The sequence below is a fragment of the Stenotrophomonas sp. GD03794 genome (genome assembly GCF_029842145.1).
Classification (GTDB): domain Bacteria; phylum Pseudomonadota; class Gammaproteobacteria; order Xanthomonadales; family Xanthomonadaceae; genus Stenotrophomonas; species Stenotrophomonas riyadhensis.
Window position 1 is genome coordinate 37,640 of sequence record NZ_JAOCFV010000021.1, and the last position, 21,979, is coordinate 59,618.

Below are 21,979 nucleotides of genomic sequence, written 5' to 3' on the forward strand. Positions count from 1 at the left end.
CTCAGCCCCTTACCAGTTGCGGAAGCGCTTGGGTGGGTCGTACAGACCGCCGGACCAGCGCACCAGATCCTTCACCGAACGTGCCGCCAGCAGGTCGCGGCTGGCATCGCGTACGGAGATGCCGAGGTCATCCGGGCGGCGTATGACGCCGCGGTCGCGCAGGTTCTCCACCGTCGCGCGGTCGCGGCCCAGGCCCACGGCGGTGTAGCCGGACACGCCGCGGATGGCCTGTTCGCGTTCTTCCGGGGTGCGGCACAGCAGCAGGTTGGCGATGCCTTCCTCGGTCAGCACATGGCTGACGTCGTCGCCGTAGATCATCACCGGCGGCAGCGGCATGCCGGCGCGCTCGGCCAGGTCCCAGGCATCGAGGCGATCGACGAAGGCTGGCGCCATGTGCTCGCGGAACGTCTCCACCATCTGCACCACCAGCTTGCGCCCGCGTGGCATGTCACCGGGGCGTGCGGCCTGCTGGCCGGCCTTGATCCAGGCCTCGCTGGCATGGCGGCGGCCACGTGCATCGGAGCCCATGTTCGGTGCGCCACCGAAGCCGGCGATGCGGTCGCGGGTGGCGGTGGAGCTGTTGCCCTGCAGGTCGATCTGCAATGTCGAACCGATGAACATGTCGCAGGCATACAGGCCGGCGGTCTGCGAGAACGCGCGGTTGGAGCGCATCGAGCCGTCGGCACCGGTGAAGAACACATCGCTGCGTGCGGCGATGTACTTCTCCATGCCCAGTTCGGAGCCGAACGAATGCACCGATTTGACGAAGCCCGATTCGATCGCCGGAATCAGCGCGGGGTGTGGATTGAGCGCCCAGTGCTGGCAGATCTTTCCCTTCAAGCCGAGCGATTCGGCGTAGGTCGGCAGCAGCAGTTCGATGGCCGCCGTGTCGAAGCCGATGCCATGGTTGAGGCGGTTCACACCGTACTCGGCGTAGATGCCCTTGATCGCCATCATCGCCATCAGCACCTGGATCTCGGAGATCTGTGCCGGGTCGCGGGTGAACAGCGGTTCGATATGGTTCGGCTTCGGCGCCTGCACCACGAAGTTGACCCAGTCGGCCGGAATGTCGACGCGGGGCAGGGTGTCGACGATCTCGTTGACCTGGGCGATGACGATGCCGCCACCGAACGCGGTGGCTTCGACGATCACCGGGGTGTCTTCGGTGTTCGGGCCGGTGTAGAGATTGCCGTGGCGATCGGCGGCCTGGGCGGCGACCAGTGCCACGCGCGGGGTCAGGTCGATGAAGTAGCGGCCGAACAGTTCCAGGTAGGTGTGGATGGCACCGATCTGGATGCGCCCTTCGGCCACCAGGTTGGCCAACCGCACCGATTGCGGGCCGGAGAACGAGAAGTCCAGTTTCGAGGCGATGCCGCGCTCGAACACGTCCAGGTGCGAGGGCAGCGACAGCACCGACTGCACCATGTGCAGGTCATGCACCCGCGCCGGATCGAGGTCGGCCAGGGCCTGGGCGAGGAAATCAGCCTGCTTCTGGTTGTTGCCCTCCAGGCAGACCTTGTCGCCTGGCTCCAGCAGTGCGTGCAGCAGCTCGCCCACGTCGGTGGCGGTGACCTCACGTCCCCGGGCCCACGGCGCGGCACGTTCCAGGCGGGCCTGGCGGCTGCGTTCCAGCGTATCCCAGCTCGGGTTCATCGACCGGCTTCCGATTGGCGTCGATGTAATTACGGCATAATTACAGATGGGTATGCAACCCGCACTGCAGCAAAAAGAAGGGCCCGCGCGGAGGCGGGCCCATTCAGACTGAAATGGAAGATGACCCGTACCGATCCGGGTAGTGCCGGCCGCTGGCCGGCTCCTCGTCATCGATACATCGAATGGAGCCGGCCAGCGGCCGGCTCTACCGTTTCCGGTTGCTCAGAACTTCCAGCGCAGGCTGGCCGACACGAAGCGTGGTTCGCCGTAGTTGTTGTAGTCCAGGTTGGCCCAGTAGGTCTTGTCCAGCGCGTTGCGCACGCTCAGGGTTGCCGTCCAGTTGTCGCTGATGCGGTAGTTGGCGTTGAACTGCACCAGCGTGTACGCCGGCTGGTTCACCGTCACCGTGCCGCCCAGCGGGTAGGCGATGTTGTAGCCCTGCACCTTGCTCTGCCACTGCACGCCACCGCCAATGCTCAGGCGTTCCAGCGCGCCGCGCAGCTGCAGCTGGGTGTTGAGCTGCAACAGATCCTTCGGCGGGTTGGCGTACAGCAGATCGGTGGCGGCGCGGGTCACCTTGACGTGGGTGTAGCCGGCATTGACCGTCCAGCCCGGCAGGATCTCGCCGTTGACGTCCATTTCCCAGCCGCGCGCCTTGGTGCCGTTGACGCCGATGTAGGCGGAGGTGCCATCGCTCAGCGAACCCTCCGGCACGCCCATGTCACGCACCGCGTAGTTGTCCTGCTTGGCCTCGAACACGGCGGCATTTGCGGTCAGGCGGCCATCGAGCCATTGGGTCTTGATGCCCGCTTCCAGGTTCGAGCCCTGTACCGGTGCCAGCAGGTTCTCGTTGCGGTCCTTGAAGTTCTGCGGATTGAAGATCTCGGTGTAGCTGGCATACGCCGAGACGTTCGGGGTGATGTCGTAGACCAGGCCTACGTACGGGGTGACTTCATCACTCACCTTGTACGCACCGCTGGTGCCGGTATAGGCGCCTGCGGCGTTGTAGGAGCGGCTGAGGGTTTCCCAGCGGCTCAGGCGCGCGCCGGCAATCAGCGACAGCGGATCGGCCAGGCGCAGGCGGGTGGCCAGGTAGACACCACTCTGCGTGGTCTTGGCCACGCGGCGCGCGCCGGTGCGGCGGTAGGTCACCTCGGAGATGTCGCCGTTCCAGTTGTACACGTTGGGGATGTAGTAGCAGCGCTCGCCGCCGCAGCGTGCCCAATCGTTCGGGAAGTTCAGCGCCAGGGTGTTGGTGGTGCCTTCCAGGTCCGACCACTGTGCGCCGAGGGTCACGTCGTGGTCACGACCGAACAGATCGAAGCTGCCGGTCAGGTAGGCATCGACGTTGCGGCGGGTGTCCTTCGAATCACCGGCGGCAGCACGCAGGAAGATGCCCGAGCCGGTCACCGGGTCCGGGTTGCCGGTGCCGTACAGGCGCACGTTCTGCACGTTGCCGCGGGTGTAGGCGGTGTTGATCTTCAACAGCCAGTTGTCGCCGAAGCGCTGTTCCAGGTTGGCGAAGGCGGTATTGCTCTCGCGCTTCCAGTAGCTCCACTTCGGCGACAGGTTGGTCGAGCGCGGCAGATGCGCGAAATTGCCCTGGTTGTCGAAGAACGGCACGGTGCCCCAGGTCGAGCCGGTGGGGTTGTTGTCCTGGCTCTGGTAACCCAGGGTGATCGTGGTGCTGTCGGTGACGTCGCCCTCCAGTACCGCCATGCCGGCCATCTTGTTCTCGTCGTAGCGGTCGTAATACAGCCCGCGATCGGTATAGGCGGCGACCACGCGGCTGCGGAAGCGACCATCGGCGGTCAGCGGTGCGGTCACGTCGGCTTCCATGCGGCGGTAATCCCAGCTGCCGGCACTGACCGAGAACGACGCATCGAATTCCTTGCCCGGGCGCTTGCGCAGCAGGTTGACGGTGGCCGACGGCACGCCGGCGCCGCTGAGCAGGCCGTTGGCACCGCGGATCACTTCGATGCGGTCGTAGAAGGCGGTGTCGTATTCCTGGTTGGTGGAACCGCTGTAGGTGGGAATGCCATCGACCTGGAAGTCGGTGATGGCGAAGCCGCGTGCGTAGTACAGCGGGCGCTGGGTGTCATAGAAGGACACGCTGACGCCGGTCACGTTGCGCATCACATCGTTGATGCTGAACAGCGATTCGTCCTGCAGGCGCTTCAGGCTGATCGCGGTGGCCGACTGCGGAGTTTCCTGCAGGGTGATCGGCAGACGGGTGGTGCTGGCAGGCGGCGCCGACTGATCGGCACGCACGCTGACCCGGTCCAGGGTCTTGGCGTCGGCAGCGCCATCGGCGGCAGCGAATGCGCTGGGCGCGGCCAGCAGGGTCAGCGACGAAAGCAGGGCAGCCGGCAGCAGCGCGCGGCGGGGCAGGCGGGTAGGGCGGATCAGGGACATGGTGGGCTCGAAGCGTGGAGGCGGGAAGGGCGGCAACAGTCGTCCAGCACCCGGGGCGGCGGCTTCGGGCACAGTCAGGTCCATCTGGGAGAGGCGCGGTCACTGCGCAGGATGCAAATGTAAATAATTCTTAACAACATTACAATTCGCGTCGTTGTGCAGGGGCTTTCCGGCGCAGAGCAGTGGCGGGCCGGGATCGGATCCCGTTGCCGTAGGCAATGGGCTCTGACCCCATCGTCGGCGCACAAGCGCAGGTCAGAGCCCTCCCGTGCGGGGGGGATCCGACCCACCTCGCACAAAAACAAACGGCCACCCGAAGGTGGCCGTCCGTCTGCATCGAAAGGAACGCGCGGACTTACAGCGCCTGCAGTTCCTCGTTGGCATTGCGCTTTTCCTTGGCCGGTGCCGGAACCGCTGCAGGCACCACCGCCGGGGCAGGAGCCGCCGCATTGGCGTCCACCGGCACCTCCAGGTACGGCAGGTGCAGGGTCTGGCTGGTCAGCGTGCGGATCTCGTTGACCAATGCCGCGTTGTCGTTGAGCTTGCGCCCGTACGAGGGCACGATCTCGCGCAGGCGGGTTTCCCAGCCGGCCTTCATCTGGTCCGGGAAGGCCTTGGCCATCAGGTCCAGCATGATCGGCGGCGAGGTCGACGCACCCGGCGAGGCACCGAGCAGGGCGGCGATGGTGTGGTCCTTGTCGGTCACGATCTCGGTACCGAACTGCAGCACCGGGCCCTTCAACGGATCACGCTTGATGATCTGCACGCGCTGGCCGGCGGTGACCAGCTTCCAGTCGCCCGGCTTGGCATTGGGGAAGTACTTGACCAGTTCGGCCTGGCGATCGGCGTCGTTCAGGCGTGCCTGGGCCATCAGGTACTGCACCAGGTCCAGGTTGTCCTTGCCCACTTCCAGCATCGGGCCAACGTTGTTGTGGGTGACCGAGGAGTACAGGTCCCACCACGAGCCGTGCTTGAGGAACTTGGTGCTGTACAGCGCGAACGGCCCGAACAGGACCACCGGCTTGCCGTCCAGCTTGCGCGCATCCAGGTGCGGCACCGACATCGGCGGCGAACCGGTTTCGGCCATGCCGTAGGCCTTCACGCCATGGCGCGAGGTCACGTCCTGGCCCTGGAAGGCGAGGAACTGGCCACCGACCGGGAAGCCGGCGTAGTCCTTCGATTCCGGAATGCCCGACATCTGCAGCAGTTTCAGCGCGGCGCCACCGGCACCGATGAACACGAAGCGGGTGTGGGTGGTGGTCTCGGTGCCGGCCTTGAGGTCCTTCACCGTCACGTTCCAGCTCTTGTCGGCGTTCTGCCGCAGTGCGGTCACTTCATGGTTCAGGTGCAGGCTGAAGTTCGGGCTGCGCTGCAGGCCGGTGGTCAGCTGCCGGGTAATCACGCCGAAGTTGACGTCGGTGCCGAGCGGCATCCAGGTCGCGGCGACCTTCTGCTTCGGGTCACGGCCTTCCATCAGCAGGGGGGCCCACTGCTGGATCTGCTTCGGATCCTCGGAATACTGCATGCCGTAGAACAGCGGGTTCTTCACCAGGGCCTGCTGGCGCTTGTGCAGGTAGGCGATGTTGTCATCACCCCAGACGAAGCTCATGTGCGGGGTCGGGTTGATGAAGTCGCTGGGCTGGCTCAGCCGGCCTTCCTTCACCTGGTGCGACCAGAACTGGCGCGAGACCTCGAACGATTCGGCGATGCCGACCGCGCGCTTGGTCTCGATGCTGCCGTCGGGCAGTTCCGGGGTGTAGTTCAGTTCGGCGAACGCCGAATGGCCGGTGCCGGCGTTGTTCCAGCCATCGGAGCTTTCACCGGCGACGCCGTCGAGGCGTTCGTAGACCTGGATGTTCCAGTCCGGCTGCAGTTCCTGCAGGTAGGTGGCCAGGGTGATGCTCATGATGCCGGCGCCGACCAGTACCACGTCGACGGGCTTGTCGTTGCTGGCGGCGGGCACCGAGCGCTGAGTCAGTGGCCAGTACAGGAACAGCGCGGCGGCCAGCAACAGCAGCACGAGCAGGGCGAGCAGGGCCTTGCCAAATTTCTTCATGGGGGCGGGATCGTTGGCGGAGGGGAGGAGTTCAGGATGCGCATCAAGCAGGGAAAGGGCGTGAAGAAACAACGCGTTGCGCCATCCTGGCGACGATTCTAACCGGAACCGGTCCTGTTTTTGTGCAATGCATCATCCTGTGGCCGGAGCTGTCCGGGTACACTTGGTGGTTGCTTCCACACAAGACACGGCCATGGAGGGGCCGAATGACGATGTCACGGATGCTGATCGTGGTAGGTGACGCCCTGCAGACGGGCGGTTCGGTGCTTACGGGTTCACCGCACACCGATATCGAAGGCCGTGCAGTGGCACGGGTTGGCGACCGGGTGATCTGCAGTCGCCACGGGCCGGGCTCCATCGTGTCCGGCGACAGCACTCTGGTCATCGACGGCCAGCCGGTGGCCCGCGATGGCGACAAGGCCAGCTGTGGCTGCACGCTGATGGCCGGCAAGCAGCAGCGGGCGCATGTGGCGGGCGGTGGTGGAGGCAGCGGCGGCGGCGCGGCGATGGCTGCGGTGGCCTCGGCGGCCAAGATGCTGCTGAAGAAGCCGCAGCTGCAGACGCCAGGCTTCGCGCCTCCGGGTACCCAGGCACCGCAGTGCTGGGTGAAGGATCATTCCACCCAGGTGTCGCAGTCGCCGGACGGACGCTACTTCGAAGGCTATGCGCCTGATGGCGCCCGGTACGAGTATGAGCTCCACGCCAGCTTCCGCGTCGACGTGCCGCTCAAGAGCGGCGGCGACATCGTAGTGACCAGCCGCTTCCGGGTGACGACCAAAGGGCGCGTCAGTGCCGCCCAGGTGGCAGAGGCGAAGCAGCGCCTGCGCGACGGTATCAAGCGGCACTGGAACAACCAGTTCACCATCACCGTGGCCGATCCCCAGTGCGGCACGCGGACCTTCCCCGTGCGTTATGACATTGATTTCGTCGACAGCGGGCAGGACTATTCGGTGCTGCTGCACGATGTCTACGAACGTGAGATGGTCAGCGACAGCGTCCTCTATGCGTCGGTGGACACGACGCCGTGGACTTATGCGCATGAGTACGGGCACTGCCTGGGGCTGCCGGACGAATACGATGATGCGGCCGTGGCAAACGATGGCATCGTGAAGTTCTTCCTTCCCAGCGGTACGCTGGACACCGAAGAGGTGCATGCGCCGGAATTCCGCGAAGACAGCGACCCGCTGGCGACCATCATGTCCAGCGTGGACTGCAGCGTGACCCGGCCGCGCCACTGTTACAACATCGGACGCGAGGTACAGGAACTGCTGACCCGCGAGATCGCCCGGGAGATCACATGCACCGTCTCATGATGTCGCTCGCCCTCGTGCTTGCCGCCATGCCTTTCACCGCATCCAGCCAGGAAACGCCCACCATGATCGAACTCCACGTGCGCTGCATCGACAATGCTCCCTGCCATTTCCTCGGCGAGGACATCCGCGTGGAACTGGAACTGCGCAATGCCGGCAGCGAGGACGTGCAGGTGCCGGCCGAGTTCTACCGCCGGCGCGGGCCCAGTGTGAAGCTGGTGGACCGCCATTCCGGCAAGGAAACGTCGCTGGCCATCAACCCGCCCGATGCGCGCCTGTTGAAGTCACCGCAGACGCTGCGGCCGGGGCAGTCCTTCCGGTTCCCATGGCGCATCCTGCCGTCGGAAATCAGCGGTTTCGCCCTGCGCCCGATCGATGTGTCGGCGGTGTTCAGCGTCAACCTGACCCCCGGTGTGCGCGGCGGGCAGGCCCGCATCGTCAGCAGCGAGCTGCATATCACCGACCCGGCCGGCAGCACGTCGCGCTGAGTCGGCCAGCTCCGACCTTCGGTATGTTGCTGGTGTTCGAAGCGCCAGATCAGGATCGGACAGCAGGCGGTTGAGCCTGGCGGGACGGCATCCGGCCACCTTCATGGCCGGGTGTCAGGGCAGTTCGAGAATCTCATCCCCGGCGTCATTGATCTGCCCGGTCGGGCGCCAGCCCAGCCGGCGGTAGAAGCCGTGCGAGCGCGAACGCGGGTCGGCCGAGCAGGCCAGGAACAAGCGTTGGTGGCCGGCATCGCGGGTCAGGCTGACCACTTCCTGCAGCAGCTGGCGGCCGATGCCGCGGCCTTCGTAGTCCGGCAGCAGGGCCAGCACCAGCACCTCGCCGCTGTCGCGGTCGGCGAAGCAGTAGCCGGCCATGCGCTCGGCTTCCCAGGCGACGCGGCCGATGAAATCACCGGCCGAGATGCCTTCGGCCCACGTCTGAGCGGTGATGCCCAGCTGTGCCAGTTGTGCAGCACTGAAGGCATTCTCGCGGGTACGCCCGCGCAGGTCGATGCAGGCGGCGGCATCGTCGGGGTGGGCATCGCGGACCGAGATGGGCATGCAGGGCATCCTTGCAATGATCGGCCCGCCAGTATCCGCATCACGCATGGACCCGGTGTGGAGGCTTCGTGGAGATTGGATGGAGCAAAAAGGGGACGGAGGGGATTAAGTCGTCTTTGCCTGATATGTAGTTTGGGTCTTAAACGACTTAATCCCCTCCGTCCCCTTTTAGCGGCTTTCGCTCAACGCTTGCGCCGGATCAGCGCCGAGGAGGCGTCCAGCACCGCGCGGGTCAGCAGGGCCATGGTCTGTACGTCGCCCTTCCAGTGCTGCCAGTACAGCGGCACGTCTTCCCACGCGCGCTGGCGCACATAGACCAGGCGGCCGGCGTCCAGATGCCGCTTGACCAGGGGCAGGGGGTTCATGGTCCAGCCCATGCCGCCCAGGTTGGCCTGCACGAACGCGCGGGTGGAGGGAATCCACCAGGTCGGCGCGGTGCTGGGCAGGTCGTCGCCCGCCATCCGTCGGGCGAAGCGCGACTGCATTTCGTCCTTGCGGTTGAACACCAGCACCGGTGCCTGCGCCAGCGCTTGTGCGGTCACACCCTTGGCGAAGTGGCGCTCACGGAACTCGGGGGTACAGGTCGCCGCGTAGCGGATGCTGCCCAGGGCGTGGATCTGGCACCCCTGCACCGGCTCGTCCAGCGTGGTCACCGCGCCCAGCACCGTGCCCTGGCGCAGCAGTTCAACGGTGTGGTCCTGGTCTTCCACGCGCAGGTCCAGCGTGGTGCCGGTGCTCTGCGCGAACTGCGAGGCGGCCTGCGGGAACCAGGTTTCCAGGCTGTCATGGTTCACCGCCACCGGGATGCTGGCCTGCGGCAGGTCTTCGTCAGCCAGGCCCATCCGGTGCAGCGCGTCGTGTTCGAGCAGAGCGGTCTGCTCGGCCAGCTGCACCAGTACCTGGCCCTCGGCGGTCGCGGTGGCCGGGGTGCCGCGCTTGACCAGCAGGCGGCCGACCCGATCCTCCAGCGCCTTGACCCGCTGCGAGATGGCTGACGGCGTGACATTCAGCGACTGTGCGGCGCGGTCGAAGCTGCCTTCGCGGATCACTGCGGCGAGGGCGCGCAGCTGGGCATGGTCGATACGCATCGAATTAAGTTCCGCTAATGTTGGTTTAGGAAGTTTAGCTCGTCTTTTTCATGTTGCGGCGCGACAATGGCGCCTGTTCCGGTGCTGTCCGCCTTCGCGAGGCACCGTCCCCCCAAGCAATACAAGGCAGTGAATCCCATGTTCTCGGTCATCTCCGCCAGCACCGGCCTCGGTGCCTGGTTCTCTGGTGCAGCTACCGGCATCGGCCTGTTCGCCGTGGTCGGCGCCCAGAGCGCCTTCATTCTGCGCCAGGGCATCCTGCGCAAGCACATCGTGCCGGTGGTCGCCACCTGTGCGGCCATCGATGCGATCTTCATCTTTGCCAGCGTGGCCGGCCTGCGCACGCTCACTTCGGCGCTGCCGTGGCTGACCACCGCCGTGCTGTGGACCGGCGTGGCGTTCCTGGCCTGGTACGCAATGAAGTCGGCACGCCGTGCGATCGCCGGTGGCGGCGGCATGGGCGAGGCTGACAGCGACGACGGCAGCCGCCGCGCGGTGCTGATGGCCGCGGTCGGCTTTTCGCTGATCAACCCGCACTTCTGGCTGGACATGATGGTGATCGGCTCCATCGCCGAGAACTTCGGCAACGCCCGCATGGCCTTCGCCGCCGGCGTGGTCACTGCCAGCTGCCTGTGGCTGACCGCGCAGGGCCTGGGTGCACGCCTGCTGGCGCCGCTGTTCACCAAGCCCAGCACCTGGCGCGTGCTCGACGGCACCATCGCCGTGATCCTCAGCATCCTGGCCCTCATGTTGGCGGTGCGCGGGGTCCACTGACCCGGCGCACGCCCCCCGAACCCACGTCCTGACTCTCTCTCCAAGGTAGTGGTAACGACGGCACCGGCAACGGTGCCGTCGTTTTTTCCGCGTTGTCCCGTCTGCCTCTGGCAGGGACTGCAGAAGCCTGCCTAGAATCCGCCATCAGGACAAGGTGTCCGCAGGAGCAGGGGGAAGGATGCGCAGGACGATACTGGCGGCCGCATTGGCCGCCCTGGGGTGCGTTGCGATCGGCGGCGCGGGTGCGGTGGACCTGTCGCAGTACGTGCGGCAGGAAGCCTTCACCGACATCAAGATTTCACCGACGGGCGAGTACGTGGCGGCGACCGTGCCGCTGGAGGATGCCACCGCGATCGTGGTGCTGCGTCTCAAGGACAAACAGATGGTCGGCAATTTCCGGCCACCGGACAAGAATCATGCCTACGAGTTCGATTGGGTCAGTGACGAGCGACTGCTGATCGGGCTGGCCCAGAAATGGGGCTCGCTCGACCAGCCCAATCCCACCGGCGAGCTCTATGCGATCAATGCCAATGGCAACCGCGGCGAGCTGCTGGTGGGCTACCGGGTGGAAAGCAAGGGGCCGGGCACGCGGATCCAACCGAAGAAGGTGGAGGCCGTTGCCGCGTTCCTGGCCGATGACCTGCCAGATGATGAGCGCAACGTGCTGGTCACTGTCTGGCCACTGTCGGAAGATCCATTCACCCGCGTCGATCGCATGGATGTGACCAGCGGGCGTCGCTCGCGGGTCGCGTCTTCACCGGTAAGGCGCGGCGAGTTCACCACCGACGGTGCGGGCGAGGTCCGCTTCGTGCATGGCGCCGGCAGTGACAACGTCAACAAGCTCTACTTCCGTGAACGTTCCGGCGACAACTGGAAGCTGATCAACGACGAAGCCGTCAGCAAGCGCATCGAAACCGCCATCGGCTTCTCCGCTGATGGCAGCGTGGCCTATCTCAATGCCGAGCAGGCACAGGGCCCCAATGCGATCATCAGCTGGAATCCGCAGACCGGCGAGCGCGCGACGCTGTTGCGTGACGAGATGGTCAATCCGTACCGGATCATCCATCGGCCCGGGACCCACGTGCCGGTCGGTGCGTTGTATCTGGGCGATACGCCGCGCACCCGCTTCTTCGACGAGAAGTCGCCGGAGGCGCGCTTGTACCGCAGCCTGGAGGCGGCATTCGGCGGCGCGGTCTACATCACCTCCAGCACCCGCGATGGGCGTGTCGTGCTGGTGGAAACCTGGTCAGGCACCAATCCGGGCGATTTCTACGTGTATGACACAGTCGCGCGCAAGGCCGACCACCTGATCAGCCGCAGTGAGTGGATCGACGTGGACCGCAGCGCCAGCGTGCGGTCGATTGCCTTGAAGGCCCGCGACGGCCTGCCGTTGCACGGCTTCCTGACCCTGCCGGCCGGCAGCGACGGGCGCAACCTGCCGATGGTGGTGATGCCGCATGGTGGCCCGTTCGACATCTTCGATTCCGGCCAGTACGACCGCGAAACGCAGATGCTGGCCGCCGCCGGTTATGCCGTGCTGCAGGTCAACTTCCGCGGGTCAGGCAACTACGGCCGGGCCCACACCCAGGCCGGTGCGCAGCAGTGGGGGGCGGCGATGCAGGACGACGTCACCGATGCCACCCGCTGGGCGATCAGCGAAGGCATCGCCGACGGCCGTCGCATCTGCATCTACGGCGCCAGCTACGGGGCCTACTCGGCGATGATGGGCGCTGCCCGCGAACCGGGGCTGTACCAGTGCGCGGCCGGTTATGTCGGCGTCTACGACCTGCCGATGATGTATACCCGCGGTGACATCCAGGACCGCGGTTCAGGCGTGACCTACCTGCGCGAATGGCTGGGGGACCCGGCCAAACTGGGCGCGGTGTCGCCGGTGAACCTGGCCGAGCGGATAAAGGTGCCGGTGTTCCTCGCGGCCGGTGGCGAAGACAAGCGCGCGCCGATCCAGCACACGGAGCGCATGGAAGCGGCGCTCAAGCGTGCCGGCACGCCGGTGGAAAGCCTGTACTACAAGACCGAAGGCCACGGCTTCTACACCGAGGCCCATCGCAGCGAGTACTACGGCAAGCTGTTGGCCTTCCTGTCACGCAGCCTGGGCGGCAAGACCGCAACGACTGCACCTGCGGCCGGCAAGGACAAGGCGCCGTAAGCTGACAGGGCGGCGGATGATCGGTCCGCCGCCCTGGATTTCCACACGTGGGGGCTTACTTCACCCCGTGCATCATCTTCTTCAGCAGCGGCGCGGCGATGAAGGCGGCCAGCGCACATCCCAGGCCGATCCACATCAGCAGCCAGAACAGGTGCGCATAGGCGCCGGCGGTGGCCACCATGTCCAGCGATTCGCCTTCCGGCACCTCGATTGCCGCCAGCTTGCCGAACAGCGCGGCCAGCGTTTCCGAGAACGCGGTGGCCAGGAACCAGGTGCCCATCATCAGGCTCATCACCCGCGGCACGGCCAACTGGGTCACCGCCGACAGGCCGACCGGCGACAGGCACATCTCACCGCTGGCCAGCAGGAAGTAGGCCAGTACCAGCCACCACACGCTGGCCATCTCGCCAGTGGCGCCAACCTGTTGCGCGGCCAGCGCCAGCGGCACGAACGAGAGCGCGCCGATCACCAGGCCCCAGGCCGACTTCACCGGCTTGCCCGGCTCCCAGCCGCGGCGGTCCATCCACGTCCACAGTGCGGCGAAGGCCGGCGCCAGCAGCACCAGGAACAGGCCGCCGAGGTAGGTCAGCGAGCCGGCGGTCTGCGGAATCACCAGGCAGTCGCGCACCAGCAGCACCAGCATCAGAACGACAATGGCGGCGAAGAACGTGCGCGGCGCGGCCGAACCCGGGCGCCGCTCGGACAGGCGCGCGCTGACCACGAAGCCCAGCGGTGCCAGCAGCAGCGAGATGATCGACCACGGCAACGGGGTACCGCCGGTGATCACCAGCGAGGGCACGATGTCCTTGGTCAGCAGGCGGTCGGTGAAGGTCACCCACGAGCCGTACGACTGCTCGTACATCGTGAAGAACACCAGGGCCATGAAGATCAGCACCATCAGTGCGATCATCTGCTGGCGCTGCACCGGCGTGCACTTGCTGCCGGTGAACCAGGCAAACCAGACCAGCACGCCACCAAGCACCACCAGCATCAGCATCAGCGCCAGGCTGATTTCACCACCCAGCGCGAACGCGCCGTTGCCGGCCGCCCACATCAGCCACGCCACCGGCAACACACCGAGCACCGCGCACAGATAGATGAGCCATTCGCGCGGCAGGCCCAGCACCTTCTGCTTCAGCGCGGCCGGTTGCGGCGGCTCGGCGTGGCCCTGCAGGTACTTCTGGCCCCACAGGAACATCGCCAGGCCGGCCAGCATGCCGATGCCGGCCGCACCGAAACCGTACTTCCAGCCATAGGCCTCGCCGAGGAAACCGCACACCAGCGAGGAGAACAGCGCGCCCAGGTTGATGCCGGCGTAGAACAGCGAGAAGCCCGAATCGCGGCGCGGATCGTCCTTGGCGTACAGCTTGCCGACGATGGTGGAAATGTTCGGCTTCAGGAAGCCGACACCCATGATGATCAGCGCCAGCGACAGGTAGGTCACCGCCAGCGCCGAGGTGTCGCGCACCACTTCGCCGTTCACCCGATACGCGGCGTGGCCCTCGAAGGCCATGCCAAGGTGGCCGAGCACCAGCAGGATGCCGCCGAACAGCACCGCCCGGCGCATGCCCAGCCAGCGGTCGGCCAGCATGCCGCCGAACACCGGGATGCAGTACACCAGGCCGCCATAGGCACCGAGCAGGTCCAGGCCGGCCTTGTCGCCGAACAGGTGGTACTTGGTCAGGTACAGCAGCAGCAGCGCCTTCATGCCATAGAAGGAGAAGCGCTCCCACATTTCGGTGAAGAAGCAGACGTAGACGCCCTTGGGATGGCCCAGGAAGTCGTCGGAGGCGGTAGCGGCAACGGTCATCGACGGCGGGGACAGCGGAAAGGGCGCGATTATAGAAGGGCAGGGGCCGGATCACGGCGCTTATGACAAATACGACTTAATCCCCTCCGTCCCCTTTTTGCGGCAGGCGCTGCGCGGCTTTGCGGGATCGGCCGGTTGGCCTTGCCGCACCGGTCGGGCGGCCGGGTGGGCCTGCGCCGGCGGTGACCATGCGCACTGGACTTGCCGCCCCCTGAACGCTAGCGTGATCGGGATTTTTTGCCAGCAGGGGCTTCCATGAACCACGACGCTGCGCCCAAGCAGCTCACCTTCCGCGCAGTGGCCCTGGCCATCGTGCTGGCGGTGGTGCTGTCGGCCGCAAACGCCTACCTCGGTCTGTTCGCAGGCCTGACCATCGCCACCGCCATTCCCGCTGCGGTGATTTCCATGGGCGTGCTGCGCCTGCTGGGCGGTGGCTCCATCCTTGAAAACAACATCGTGCAGACCGGCGCCTCGGCCGGTTCGTCGATCGCCGCCGGTGTGATCTTCACCATCCCGGCGCTGGTGATCATGGGCTACTGGCCGGACTTCAAGTACTGGTGGGTGCTGGGCATCGCCGGTCTGGGTGGCCTGCTGGGCGTGCTGTTCTCGGTGCCGCTGCGCCGTTCGATGATCGTTGAAGATCCGCTGCCGTTCCCGGAAGGCAAGGCAGCAGCCGAAGTGCTCAAGGCCGGTGAGAACCCGGGCCCGGGCCTGAAGATCCTCGGCCTGTCGGCGGTGATCGGTGCCTTCGTCAAGCTGGCCGCGGAAAGCGGCATGCGCCTGATCCCGGACGCCTGGGCCACCTCGGCCTACGTCGGCAGCTCCAAGGTCACCGCCTTCATCGGCACCAACCTGTCGCCGGCGCTGCTGGGCGTGGGCTACATCGTCGGCCTCAATGTCGGCATCGTGGTGGTGTCCGGTTCGATCCTGACCTGGCACATCGCCATTCCGATCTACCAGGCGTTCTTCATGAACACCGATCCGGCACTGGCGGCGTCGGTTGCTGCGGCTTCTTCCACCGAGGCGGCGTTCGCCATCTGGGGCGCGAAGATGCGCTACCTGGGCGTCGGCGCGATGCTGATCGGCGGCATCTGGACCCTGATCTCGCTGCGCAAGTCGCTGCTGAACGGCGTCAAGAGCGGCTTCGCTGCCGCCCGCAAGAGTGGTGGCCCGGTGCTGGCGCACACCGAGCGCGACCTGCCGATGAAGTGGATGCTGGTCGCCCTGGTGGTCTTCGTGCTGCCGCTGCTGGCGCTGTACCAGGCCATCGTCGGCCAGTGGCACGTGTCGATCCCGATGACCCTCATCATGATCGTCGCCGGCTTCCTGTTCGTGTCGGTCTCGGCCTACCTGGCCGGCCTGATCGGCTCGTCCAACAACCCCGTTTCGGGCATCACCATCTCCACCATCCTGTTCGCGTCGGCCGTGCTGGTCGTGCTGCTGGGCGCCGACGGCCTGAAGCCGGTGGGCGCCGGCGGTGCGCCGCTGGGTGCGGTGGCCGCGATCATGATCGGTGCGGTGGTGTGCTGCGCCGCCGCGGTCGGTGGCGACAACCTGCAGGACCTCAAGGCCGGCTACATCGTCGGTGCCACCCCGTGGAAGCAGCAGCTGATGCTGGGCATCGGTGCGTTCTCGTGCGCGCTGATCATGGCCCCGGTGCTGAACCTGCTGGCTACCGCCTACGGCATCGGCGTGAAGTCCGAGCTGCACCCGAACGCGCTGGCCGCGCCGCAGGCCAACCTGATGGCCTCGGTGGCCAAGGGCCTGTTCGGTGGCGAACTGCCGTGGACCTTCATCGGCATCGGTGCCGTGGTCGGTGCGGCCATCATCGCCTTCGACAGCTGGCTGAAGTCGCGCAACGCCCGCTTCCGCGTGCCGGTGCTGGCCGCCGCCATCGGCATCTACCTGCCGCTGGAACTGATGGTGCCGATCTTCCTCGGCGGCCTGATCGCTTACCTGGTCGAGCGCTTCCACAAGGTGCGTGCCGATGACGAAGAAGGCCGTGACCGCGTGCACAAGCCGGGCGTGCTGTTTGCTGCCGGCCTGATCACCGGTGAGGCGCTGATGGGCATCGCCATCGCGATTCCGATCGTGGTCAGCAGCCGTGCCGATGTGCTGGCCGTGCCGTTCCACCTGCCGGGCGCACAGTGGATCGGCCTGGCCGTGCTGTTCCTGGTCGGCTGGCTGATCTACCGCACCGGCAAGCGCGCCATGGCGTAAGGGCCATGGGGTCGGATCCCTTCCCGCAGGGACGGGCTCTGACCCCACGTTGACAGTGTCTGGGGTCAGAGCCGATTCCTCGGGAATCGGATCCGACCCCGGCGCCCCTCACAAACCCCGCTTCGGGCCAAAAGCACTTTCCCGAGCTGCGCGGCGGCCTCCGCGCGCATTGCGATGCGCTCCCCAGACCGGCGCCCTGAGTCATCGGGGCGCGGGTTTGCTCTTTCTGGCGACGGGGCCAACCCCACGGGCAGCCATGACCGATGGCCTTGGCAGCCCCGGCCGCACGGGCCTACCATCGGTTTTTTGCCGTCCTGCGGAGACCCCGATGAAACTGCGTCATGCCCTGCTGCCACTGAGCCTGCTGGCCGCCCTGCCCAGCGTTGCCGCTGCCCGTGGCCTGGAAGTCCGCGACATGGTGGCCATGGATCGCGTCTCCGCGCCGGTACTGACCGCCGATGGTGGCACCGTGGTGTTCGCCAAGCGCAGCGTGGATGCCAACCTGAAGGCCTCCACCGCACTGTTCGCGCGCAACCTGCGCACGCGTGACGCGGCCCCGCCGAAGCAGATCACCCCGGCTGGCTGGAGCGTCAATTCCGCGTCGCTGTCGGCCGATGGCCAGACCGTGTATTTCCTCAGCGCCAAGAACGGCAGCCAGCAGCTGTACGCGCAGCCGATCAACGGCGGCACCCCGCGCCAGCTGACCGACTTCCCGGTGGACGTGGACAGCTACCACGTGTCGCCGCAGGACGACCGCGTGCTGTTCAGCGCCGGCGTGTTCCAGGCCTGTGCCTCGGACCTGGCCTGCACCGAGAAGAAGCTCAAGGACGTCGCCGGTGCCAAGGCCAGCGGCAAGGTCTTCGATTCGCTGTTCGTGCGCCATTGGGATACCTGGAACGACGGCCGCCGCAATACCCTGTTCGTGGCACCGCTGCCGGCAGCCAAGGCCGGTGCGGTCAAGGGCGCCTCGGCGCTGAGCGCGACCATCGACGGTGATGCGCCGTCAAAGCCGTTCGGTGGCAATGACGATTTCGTGTGGTCGCCGGATGGCGCCAGCGTGATCGCCAGCATCCGCGTGGCCGGCAAGCAGGAGCCGTGGTCGACCAACTTCGACCTGTACCGCTTCGACGCGGCCGGCAAGCAGGCGCCGGTCAACCTGACCGCCTCCAACCCGGCCTGGGATGCCGGTCCGGTGTTCAGTGCCGACGGCAAGACCCTGTTCTACCGCGCGATGAAGCGCCCGGGCTTCGAGGCCGACCGCTTCGGCCTGATGGCGATGGACCTGGCCAGCGGCAAGACCCGCGAGATCGCGCCGCAGTGGGATCGCTCGGCCGGCGGCATCACCCTGTCCGCCGACGGCGCCAGCATCTACACCACTGCCGATGACCTCGGCGAGCACCCGCTGTTCCAGATCGACGTGGCCAGTGGCAAGGCCACCAAGCTGATCGGCGACGGCAGCGTGACCTCGGTCGACGTGGCCGGCAACAGCGTGGCGATCACCCGCAACAGCCTGAAGAGCAACGACCAGGTGCTGGTCGGCCTGCTGCCGGCCGCAGGCGAAGCCATCGGCGAGCTGCGCGCGCTGACCCCGGCCGCAGGCGACGTGCTGAAGGACGTCAGCTTCGGTGAGTACGAACAGTTCGAGTTCAAGGGCTGGAACAACGACACCGTGCATGGCTACGTGGTCAAGCCGCACAACTACCAGGAAGGCAAGTCGTACCCGGTCGCGTTCCTGATCCACGGCGGCCCGCAGGGCAGCTTCGGCAACGGCTGGAGCTATCGCTGGAACCCGCAGACCTATGCGGGCCAGGGCTACGCCGTGGTGATGATCGACTTCCATGGTTCCACCGGCTACGGCCAGGCCTTCACCGATGCGATCAGCCAGCACTGGGGCGACCGCCCGCTGGAAGACCTGCAGAAGGGCTGGGATGCGGCGCTGAAGAAGTATTCCTTCCTCAACGGTGACAAGGCCTGTGCGCTGGGTGCCAGCTACGGCGGCTTCATGGTCAACTGGATCGCCGGCAACTGGAACAGCCCGTTCAAGTGCCTGGTCAACCACGACGGCGTGTTCGACCAGCGCATGATGGGCTACGCCACCGAAGAACTGTGGTTCACCGAGTGGGAGCAGGGCGGTACCCCGTACCAGAAGGCCGCGAACTACGAGAAGTTCAACCCGGTCAACCACGTGGCGGACTGGAAGAAGCCGATCCTGGTCATCCATGGCCAGCAGGACTTCCGCATCCCGGTCGAGCAGGGCCTGGCCGCGTTCACCGCCGCCCAGCGCCAGGGCATCGAATCGAAGTTCCTGTACTTCCCGGATGAAAACCACTGGGTGCTGAAGCCGAACAACAGCATCCTGTGGCATGACACCGTCAATGCCTGGCTGAAGCAGCACATCGGCAACTGATGAGTACAGCGCCGCCCTTCGGGGCGGCGCTTTTGCTTACGGGTAGTGCCGGCCGCTGGCCGGCAACCATATGCTGCTTCCACCCATACTGGATTGCCGGCCAGCGGCCGGCACTGCCAGGAGCGCCCGCATGATCCAGAACGACATCGTCGTCTTCGGTTTGATCGCCGCCACCCTGGGCGCCGTGTTCTGGACCGCTTCCCGCGAGCAGGGCCTGTGGAAACGCTTCTACACGTTCGTGCCGGCACTGCTGCTGTGCTACCTGATTCCCGGCATCTACAACACCGCCGGCCTGATCGACGGGCAGAACACCAAACTCTACAACCCGATCGCGCGCGACATCCTGCTGCCTGCGGCGCTGATCCTGCTGACGCTTGCGGTGGACATCAAGGGCATCCTGCGGCTCGGCCCGAAACTGGTGCTCATGTACCTGGGCGCCTCGGCCAGCATCATGCTCGGCGCGGTAGTGGCCTTCCTGCTGATGCGCGCCGTGCATCCGGAAACCGTGGCCGGTGACACCTGGGCCGGCATGGCGGCGCTGGCCGGCAGCTGGATCGGCGGCGGTGCCAACATGCTGGCGATGCGCGAAGTGTTCGACGTCAACGCGACCACGTTCGGCCAGTTCGCGGTGGTCGATGTCGGTGTCGGTTACGTGTGGATGGCGGCGCTGATCTTTCTTGCTGGTCGTGCGGCGAAGATCGACGCGCGCAGTGGCGCCGATACCTCGGCCATCGATGAGTTGAAGGAGCGCATCGCGCGCTTCCAGGCCGAGCACGAGCGCATTCCCAGCCTCACCGACCTGATGCTGATCGTGGCGGTGGCCTTCGGCGGCGTCGGCCTGTCGCATGCGATTGGCGCGCCGCTGGCGGCCTGGTTCAAGACCAACATCAGCTGGGCCTCGCAGTTCAGCCTGGATGCGCCGTTCGTGTGGGTGGTGGTGTTGTCGACCACCTTGGGCCTGAGCCTGAGCTTCACCCGTGCCCGCAACCTGGAAGGCGCGGGCGCATCGCGCCTGGGCTCGCTGCTGTTGTACTTCCTGATCGCCTGCATCGGCATGCAGATGGATCTGCTGGCGCTGCTGGACCGCCCATGGCTGTTCCTGCTCGGCCTGATCTGGATTGCCGTGCACATCGTGCTGCTGTGGTGCCTGGGCAAGCTGCTGAAGGTGCCGTTCTTCTACTTCGCCATCGGATCGCAGTCGAACATCGGTGGCCCGGCTTCGGCGCCGGTGGTGGCTGCAGCGTTCCATCCGGCGCTGGCGCCGGTGGGCGTGTTGCTGGGCACGATGGGCTACGCCACGGGAACCTACCTGGCCTACGTCGTCGGCATCACCCTGCGCGCGCTGGCAGGGCAGGGGTGATGGGTATTGGGGTCAGATCCCTTTTGCGCAGCAAAAGGGATCTGACCCCGGTTCACGGTGGATCACGCCACCGGCAACCCGCGTTCGATCAACCACGCCTTCGCGTCTTCGGCGTCCTGCTCGAACCACGCCTGCGTAGACCCCAGCCGATACGTATACCCCCAGGCATCCATGTCAGCCATCAGCCGCTGGCTGCCGACACCAGCCAGCTGTCCGGCCAGCACGATCTGCAGATAGCAGGTGGCGTCTTCCTCGGCCACCGAGTCGGTGGCGTCGGTATGCACCTGCGCACGCCGCTCCGGCGGCAGCACGATCAGATGGCAGGCTTCGTGCAGCATCGAGTGCACGGGCGTGTCATCGCGCACGTACACGTTGCTGGCGATGATGCCGGCCTCGGGCTCGCCCCAGTAGCTGCCGGGAATCGGTTCACCGGCCGCCACGTGGTGCAGCTGCAGGCCATGCGCGGCGAGCAGGCACTGCGCATCGGCGAAGGCGATGTCGCCCACGCAGGTGATGTCCACGGCGGTTGTCGTATCGGTCATGCGGGTCAGGCAGCCCCGCCCGTGCAGGCACGGGCGGGGCAGAGCATCAGGGTTTGTCCGGGCCTTCAGGCAGCGCCACGGAGATGTCCAGCACATCGTGCTGGCCATCCTTCACCAGGTCGACCTTCACTGCATCGACGTCGATGTTCACGTACTTCTTGATCACTTCCAGCAGCTCGCGCTGCAGCAGCGGCAGGTAATCGGGGCCACCGCGGTTGCTGCGCTCCTGCGCGATGATGATCTGCAGGCGGTTCTTGGCGGTTTCGGCGGTGGTCTTCTTCGCTTTGAGGAAATCAAACAGGCCCATGCTTACCCTCCGAACAGCTTGCTGAAGAAGCCCTTCTTCTCGACGTTGGTGAAGCGCATCGGGCGTTCTTCGCCGAGGATGCGCGCGACGGCGTCGTCATAGGCCTGGCCGGCTGCGGACTCGACATCCAGGATGACCGGCTCGCCCTTGTTGGAGGCGTTGAGCACGTCACCCGACTCGGGGATCACGCCGATCGCCTTCAGGCCGAGCACTTCCTCGACGTCGGCGATGCTGAGCATCTCGCCGCTTTCCACGCGCAGCGGGGTGTAGCGGGTCAGCAGCAGGAAGGCCGGCACGTCCTGGCCGGACTCGGCCTTGTGGGTCTTGGAGTCGAGCAGGCCGATGATGCGGTCCGAGTCGCGCACCGACGACACTTCCGGGTTCACCACCACCACGGCGCGGTCGGCGAAGTACATCGCCAGGAAGGCGCCCTTCTCGATGCCGGCCGGGGAGTCGCAGATGATGTAATCGAAGCCGTCGGCGGCCAGGTCCTTCAGGACCTTGCCCACGCCTTCCTGGGTCAGTGCGTCCTTGTCGCGGGTCTGCGAGGCGGCCAGCACGTACAGGTTCTCGAAGCGCTTGTCCTTGATCAGGGCCTGCTTGAGGGTCGCTTCGCCGTGCACGACGTTGACGAAGTCGTACACCACGCGGCGTTCGCAGCCCATGATCAGATCGAGGTTGCGCAGGCCGACGTCGAAGTCGATCACCGCCACCTTCTTGCCGCGCCGTGCCAGGCCGCAGGCCAGGCTCGCGCTGGAAGTGGTCTTGCCGACGCCGCCCTTGCCGGAGGTGACTACGATGATTTCAGCCAAAGGACTTCT

General features: G+C 66.1%; 16 protein-coding genes. 7 read left to right on the forward strand and 9 right to left on the reverse strand.

The features are described 5' to 3' along the window. Positions 1-9 precede the first annotated feature (9 nt). The 3 genes from mdcA to mqo form a co-directional block, all read right to left on the reverse strand. A complete protein-coding gene (gene mdcA / locus N5D91_RS12995; protein WP_164161626.1) occupies positions 10-1,653 on the reverse strand; it encodes a malonate decarboxylase subunit alpha in 1,644 nt (547 codons plus the stop codon). Between the two features lie 222 nt (positions 1,654-1,875). Continuing rightward, positions 1,876-4,068, reverse strand: a complete 2,193-nt coding sequence (locus N5D91_RS13000; RefSeq protein WP_180854990.1) for a TonB-dependent siderophore receptor — start codon at positions 4,066-4,068, stop codon at positions 1,876-1,878. Between the two features lie 355 nt (positions 4,069-4,423). After that, a complete protein-coding gene (gene mqo / locus N5D91_RS13005) occupies positions 4,424-6,124 on the reverse strand; it encodes a malate dehydrogenase (quinone) (RefSeq protein ID WP_180854991.1) in 1,701 nt (566 codons plus the stop codon). A 206-nt stretch (positions 6,125-6,330) separates the two neighbouring features. Between mqo and N5D91_RS13010 the strand changes: the two genes are divergently transcribed. Continuing rightward, complete coding sequence (locus N5D91_RS13010; RefSeq protein ID WP_239496527.1) at positions 6,331-7,437, forward strand: PAAR domain-containing protein; 1,107 nt, start codon at positions 6,331-6,333, stop codon at positions 7,435-7,437. A 62-nt stretch (positions 7,438-7,499) separates the two neighbouring features. Continuing rightward, positions 7,500-7,922 (forward strand): hypothetical protein, encoded by a 423-nt coding sequence (locus N5D91_RS13015; RefSeq protein WP_180847406.1) that lies wholly within the window; start codon positions 7,500-7,502, stop codon positions 7,920-7,922. Positions 7,923-8,036: 114 nt separating this feature from the next. Here N5D91_RS13015 and N5D91_RS13020 read toward each other — a convergent pair whose 3' ends face one another. Together N5D91_RS13020 and N5D91_RS13025 are read right to left on the reverse strand one after the other, a co-directional pair. Further along, positions 8,037-8,483: a GNAT family N-acetyltransferase gene (locus N5D91_RS13020; RefSeq protein WP_180847405.1), complete on the reverse strand. Its 447-nt coding sequence runs from the start codon at positions 8,481-8,483 to the stop codon at positions 8,037-8,039. Positions 8,484-8,665: 182 nt separating this feature from the next. Beyond that, positions 8,666-9,571, reverse strand: coding sequence for a LysR family transcriptional regulator ArgP (locus N5D91_RS13025; protein ID WP_006424060.1), 906 nt, complete (start codon positions 9,569-9,571; stop codon positions 8,666-8,668). A 138-nt stretch (positions 9,572-9,709) separates the two neighbouring features. Here N5D91_RS13025 and N5D91_RS13030 point away from each other — a divergent pair, with 138 nt between their 5' ends. Further along, positions 9,710-10,345, forward strand: a complete 636-nt coding sequence (locus N5D91_RS13030) for a LysE family transporter (protein WP_005415673.1) — start codon at positions 9,710-9,712, stop codon at positions 10,343-10,345. Between the two features lie 178 nt (positions 10,346-10,523). Next, on the forward strand, positions 10,524-12,512 hold the full coding sequence (locus tag N5D91_RS13035) for a prolyl oligopeptidase family serine peptidase (RefSeq protein WP_153856400.1): 1,989 nt from the start codon (positions 10,524-10,526) through the stop codon (positions 12,510-12,512). 55 nt (positions 12,513-12,567) lie between these two features. Here the strand turns inward: N5D91_RS13035 and N5D91_RS13040 are convergent, their stop codons facing one another. Beyond that, positions 12,568-14,322, reverse strand: a complete 1,755-nt coding sequence (locus tag N5D91_RS13040; protein ID WP_279907808.1) for an oligopeptide:H+ symporter — start codon at positions 14,320-14,322, stop codon at positions 12,568-12,570. A gap of 255 nt (positions 14,323-14,577) precedes the next feature. On the opposite strand from N5D91_RS13040, the gene N5D91_RS13045 reads away from it, so the two are divergent. The 3 genes from N5D91_RS13045 (at position 14,578) to N5D91_RS13055 (ending at position 20,309) form a co-directional block, all read left to right on the forward strand. Continuing rightward, on the forward strand, positions 14,578-16,542 hold the full coding sequence (locus tag N5D91_RS13045; protein ID WP_110711582.1) for an oligopeptide transporter, OPT family: 1,965 nt from the start codon (positions 14,578-14,580) through the stop codon (positions 16,540-16,542). Between the two features lie 328 nt (positions 16,543-16,870). Next, the gene (locus N5D91_RS13050; protein WP_180847403.1) at positions 16,871-18,949 is read left to right on the forward strand and encodes a S9 family peptidase; all 2,079 of its coding nucleotides are present in this window, start codon (positions 16,871-16,873) and stop codon (positions 18,947-18,949) included. A 130-nt stretch (positions 18,950-19,079) separates the two neighbouring features. Beyond that, a complete protein-coding gene (locus tag N5D91_RS13055; RefSeq protein WP_275942999.1) occupies positions 19,080-20,309 on the forward strand; it encodes a DUF819 family protein in 1,230 nt (409 codons plus the stop codon). Between the two features lie 62 nt (positions 20,310-20,371). Here the strand turns inward: N5D91_RS13055 and N5D91_RS13060 are convergent, their stop codons facing one another. The 3 genes from N5D91_RS13060 to minD are packed head-to-tail and all read right to left on the reverse strand — an operon-like array spanning position 20,372 to position 21,970. Continuing rightward, a complete protein-coding gene (locus N5D91_RS13060) occupies positions 20,372-20,851 on the reverse strand; it encodes a hypothetical protein (RefSeq protein WP_110711585.1) in 480 nt (159 codons plus the stop codon). Between the two features lie 46 nt (positions 20,852-20,897). After that, positions 20,898-21,158, reverse strand: coding sequence for a cell division topological specificity factor MinE (gene minE / locus N5D91_RS13065; protein ID WP_004148073.1), 261 nt, complete (start codon positions 21,156-21,158; stop codon positions 20,898-20,900). A 2-nt stretch (positions 21,159-21,160) separates the two neighbouring features. After that, positions 21,161-21,970: a septum site-determining protein MinD gene (minD, locus tag N5D91_RS13070; RefSeq protein WP_010483375.1), complete on the reverse strand. Its 810-nt coding sequence runs from the start codon at positions 21,968-21,970 to the stop codon at positions 21,161-21,163. Positions 21,971-21,979 lie beyond the last annotated feature (9 nt).

Bases quoted from the DNA above. Each gene is read 5' to 3' on its own strand.
- N5D91_RS13020 (WP_180847405.1), bottom strand. From the start codon at position 8,483: ATGCCCATCTCGGTCCGCGATGCCCACCCCGACGATGCCGCCGCCTGC.
- N5D91_RS13045 (WP_110711582.1), top strand. From the start codon at position 14,578: ATGAACCACGACGCTGCGCCCAAGCAGCTCACCTTCCGCGCAGTGGCC.
- N5D91_RS13050 (WP_180847403.1), top strand. From the start codon at position 16,871: ATGAAACTGCGTCATGCCCTGCTGCCACTGAGCCTGCTGGCCGCCCTG.
- N5D91_RS13055 (WP_275942999.1), top strand. From the start codon at position 19,080: ATGATCCAGAACGACATCGTCGTCTTCGGTTTGATCGCCGCCACCCTG.
- N5D91_RS13000 (WP_180854990.1), bottom strand. From the start codon at position 4,068: ATGTCCCTGATCCGCCCTACCCGCCTGCCCCGCCGCGCGCTGCTGCCG.
- mdcA (WP_164161626.1), bottom strand. From the start codon at position 1,653: ATGAACCCGAGCTGGGATACGCTGGAACGCAGCCGCCAGGCCCGCCTG.
- minE (WP_004148073.1), bottom strand. From the start codon at position 21,158: ATGGGCCTGTTTGATTTCCTCAAAGCGAAGAAGACCACCGCCGAAACC.
- N5D91_RS13060 (WP_110711585.1), bottom strand. From the start codon at position 20,851: ATGACCGATACGACAACCGCCGTGGACATCACCTGCGTGGGCGACATC.
- N5D91_RS13030 (WP_005415673.1), top strand. From the start codon at position 9,710: ATGTTCTCGGTCATCTCCGCCAGCACCGGCCTCGGTGCCTGGTTCTCT.
- N5D91_RS13010 (WP_239496527.1), top strand. From the start codon at position 6,331: ATGACGATGTCACGGATGCTGATCGTGGTAGGTGACGCCCTGCAGACG.
- N5D91_RS13035 (WP_153856400.1), top strand. From the start codon at position 10,524: ATGCGCAGGACGATACTGGCGGCCGCATTGGCCGCCCTGGGGTGCGTT.
- mqo (WP_180854991.1), bottom strand. From the start codon at position 6,124: ATGAAGAAATTTGGCAAGGCCCTGCTCGCCCTGCTCGTGCTGCTGTTG.
- N5D91_RS13025 (WP_006424060.1), bottom strand. From the start codon at position 9,571: ATGCGTATCGACCATGCCCAGCTGCGCGCCCTCGCCGCAGTGATCCGC.
- N5D91_RS13040 (WP_279907808.1), bottom strand. From the start codon at position 14,322: ATGACCGTTGCCGCTACCGCCTCCGACGACTTCCTGGGCCATCCCAAG.
- N5D91_RS13015 (WP_180847406.1), top strand. From the start codon at position 7,500: ATGATCGAACTCCACGTGCGCTGCATCGACAATGCTCCCTGCCATTTC.